3 protein-coding genes are annotated in these 3214 nt (G+C 71.1%); 1 reads left to right on the top strand and 2 read right to left on the bottom strand.

The window, feature by feature from the left end:
• Positions 1 to 1938: hypothetical protein (locus PROKR_RS17325; protein ID WP_051433090.1), on the top strand; the 1938-nt coding region annotated here is incomplete at its 5' end.
• Positions 1939 to 2034: 96 nt separating this feature from the next.
• On the opposite strand, the gene PROKR_RS17330 is transcribed toward PROKR_RS17325, so the two are convergent.
• Complete coding sequence (locus PROKR_RS17330) at positions 2035 to 2436, bottom strand: FKBP-type peptidyl-prolyl cis-trans isomerase (protein ID WP_020017035.1); 402 nt, start codon at positions 2434 to 2436, stop codon at positions 2035 to 2037.
• A gap of 58 nt (positions 2437 to 2494) precedes the next feature.
• Positions 2495 to 3214, bottom strand: a 720-nt coding sequence (locus PROKR_RS35230; protein ID WP_036965058.1) for a LysR substrate-binding domain-containing protein, incomplete at its 5' end; no start/stop codon positions are given.

Genomic DNA, 3214 nt, shown 5'->3' on the forward strand with positions numbered 1-3214 from the left:
GTCGCCGCATCGCTCGCCGCGGGAGCCGCGGTCACGGCGCTGCCCGCCACCGCCGCCCCGGCCACCGCCGCCGAGGGCAGGGCCATGGCAAAGGCCTCCGCGACGAAGCCGGACAAGCACAAGCCGACCAAGCCCAAGACGCCCAAACCGAAGAAGGCGGCCGACCCGGACTTCGGCCCCAACGTCACCTTCATCGACGAGACCTGGACCGCCGACGAGATCAACGCGTTCCTCGACACGGTGAACGACGAGGCGGAGTTCAGCCTCGACCGGCACCAGGTCTTCTTCGAGCCCGGCACCTACGGGAGCGCCGCGGGCCAGGACGACCCTGCGACGGCCACCGGCATCGTCAACGCCCACGTGGGCTACTACGAGTCGATCGCGGGCCTCGGCGCGCAGCCCGACGACGTCCACATCAACGGCGCCCTGCACGTGGAGCCCGTGGTGGGCTGCCCCAACGAGCCCTGGGCCTGCGCCGACCCCGGCTCGCTGACCCGCTTCTGGCGGTCGATCTCCAACATGGGCATCAACCCGATCCAGCGCCCGGTCGGCGACGACGCGGCCCTGCCGTACCCCGCAGGCGTGACCGAGCCGCACCAGATGCGGTTCGCCGTCTCGCAGGCGGCGCCCATGCGCCGCATGGACATCCAGGGCGACCTGACGATCTTCGGCCGGTACGGCGAGTTCGCCTCGGGCGGCTACCTCGCCAACTCGCGCGTGTCCGGCACCATCGTGTCCGGCTCCCAGCAGCAGTGGTTCACGCGCAACTCCGAGGTGGGCGCCTGGGACGGCGGCGTCTGGAACATGGTCTTCTCCGGCGTACAGGGCGCCCCCGCCACCAACTTCGGCCAGCCGGCGGGCGACAACGTCGGTGTGACGACGTCCGTCAGCTCCACGCCGGTCAGCCGTGAGGCCCCGTTCCTGTACCGGGGCGACAACGGCGAGCTGTCCGTGTTCGTGCCGAACGCGAAGACGAACAGCAGCGGGACCGACTGGTCCACCGGGCCGGATGCCGGCCGGTCGATCGGGATCTCCGACTTCTACGTCGCCAAGGCGGGGACGGACGACGCCGCGTCGATCAACGCGGCGCTGGCCGACGGCAAGAACCTCGTCCTGACGCCGGGCGTGTACGAGCTCGACGCGCCGCTGGCCGTCGACCGCGCCGACACCGTCGTGCTCGGCCTGGGCTACGCCTCGCTCACCCCGACCGCCGGTAACGCCGTCCTTGAGGTCGGCGACGTGGCGGGCGTCAAGATCGCCGGCATCACCGCCGACGCCAACGTCCCCGAGTCGGAGACACTCATCCAGGTCGGCCCGCAGGGCGCCACCGTCTCCGACGCCGCGGACCCGACCACGCTGACCGACGTCTTCGTCCGCGTGGGCGGCCCCTGGGCGGGCAAGGCCGCCACCTCCATCGAGGTGAACAGCCCCGACACGCTCCTGGACCACATCTGGGCCTGGCGCGGTGACCACGGCAACGGCATCGGCTGGGACGTCAACACCGGTGCCCACGGCGTCGTCGTCAACGGTGACCGCGTCACCGCGACGGGCCTGTTCGTGGAGCACTACCAGGAGGAGCAGACCATCTGGAACGGCGAGGACGGTCAGACGCTCTTCTACCAGAACGAGATCCCGTACGACGTGCCGAACCAGGCCGCGTGGATGGACGGCGACCGCCTCGGCTACGCCGCCTACCGCGTCGCCGACGACGTGCAGAACCACTCCGCGATCGGCACCGGCACGTACTCGTTCTTCAACCAGGGCCAGGACATCCGCCTGGAGTCCGGCATCCAGGCGCCCGACGCGCCCGGCGTGACGTTCCGCTCGCTGACCGCCGTGTTCCTCAACGGATCGGGCGGCATCAACCATGTCATCAACGGCACCGGTGGCGCGGTCCAGCAGGGTACGCAGCGGACGCAGGTGGTCAGCTACCCGTAACCCCGCCTCAAACCAAGACCGCTGAGTGCGGGGTATTTGTTGGGCCAACGCCTGTTGGCCCAACAAATACCCCGCACTCAGCGGTTTCGGGTCAGGTCACTTGACGTCGACGACGTCCACCACGAAGACCAGGGTGTCACCGCCACCGATGCCGGCCTGCGGCACGCCGCGCGCACCGTAGCCGTGCTCCGGCGGGATCGAGAGCAGCAGGCGCGAGCCGACGTTCTGGCCGACCATGCCCTTGTCCCAGCCACCGATGACGGCGCCGACGCCGATCGGGAAGTCGATCGTGGTGCCGCGGTCGTAGGAGTTGTCGAACACGTGGCCGCCCCAGGTCTGGCCCAGGTAGTTCACCACGATGGTGCGGCCGGACTCGACGACCGGCCCGTTGCCCTCGGAGAGCACCTGCACCTGCAGGCCGGAGGGCGCGCCACCCTCGGGGAAGGTCAGCTCCGGCTTGTCGCCGAAGGACCCGGAGGCGGTAGGAAGCGTGGTCACGAGGATTGCCTCTCGCTCGGGATGACGTCGGCTGCCCGACGTCGGGTACCCGACCACCCTATGCGGCCACCACCGCTGCCCGCGAAGCGACGGCGGCCTGGCGCAGCGCCTCCAGCGCGGCGATCGCGGGCGGGGTGTGGGCCACGGCGTCCTGCAGGACGGCGTAGATCGAGCGCACGGGAGTGGGCCGCACCACCGGCACCGCCACGGTGCCCGCCGGGAGCTGTACCGCGCCGAGCTCCGGCAGCACCGTCATGCCGATCCCGGCCTCGACGAACGCCACGGCCGTCGGGTAGTCGTGCGCCTCGACATGGAAGGTGGGACTGAACCCCGCGGCCGTGCACGCCTCCAGGAGGTTGCGGCGGCACCAGCCGCGCGCGAAGTCGTTGTCCACCCACGACTCGTCGGCCAGCTCGGCGAGCTCGATCTCCGCACGCCCGGCGAAAGGGTGGCTGCGCGGCAGCACGGCGACGTACGGGTCGTCCAGCAGGTGGTGGGCGGTGAACCCGCTACCCGCTTCGAACCCGGTCTGGGCCACGGCGACCTGCAGGTCGGCCCGGTCCTCGGTCTTGTCCGGGATGTGCTCGGCGAGCTCCAGGTCGAGGCGCACGCCCGGGAAGCTCGTCGTGATCACGCGGACCACGTCGGGCAGCCAGGCCGAGCCGACGGAGGCGAAGTAGGCGATCGAGAGCGAGCCGGTCCGCCCGGCGCGCAGGTCGGCCACCATGGACTCGGCCTCGCCGAGCCGTTCGAGCACCCCGTCGGCCTGCGCGGCCAG

This window comes from Promicromonospora kroppenstedtii DSM 19349 (assembly GCF_000515355.1).
Taxonomy (GTDB): Bacteria; Actinomycetota; Actinomycetes; order Actinomycetales; family Cellulomonadaceae; genus Promicromonospora; species Promicromonospora kroppenstedtii.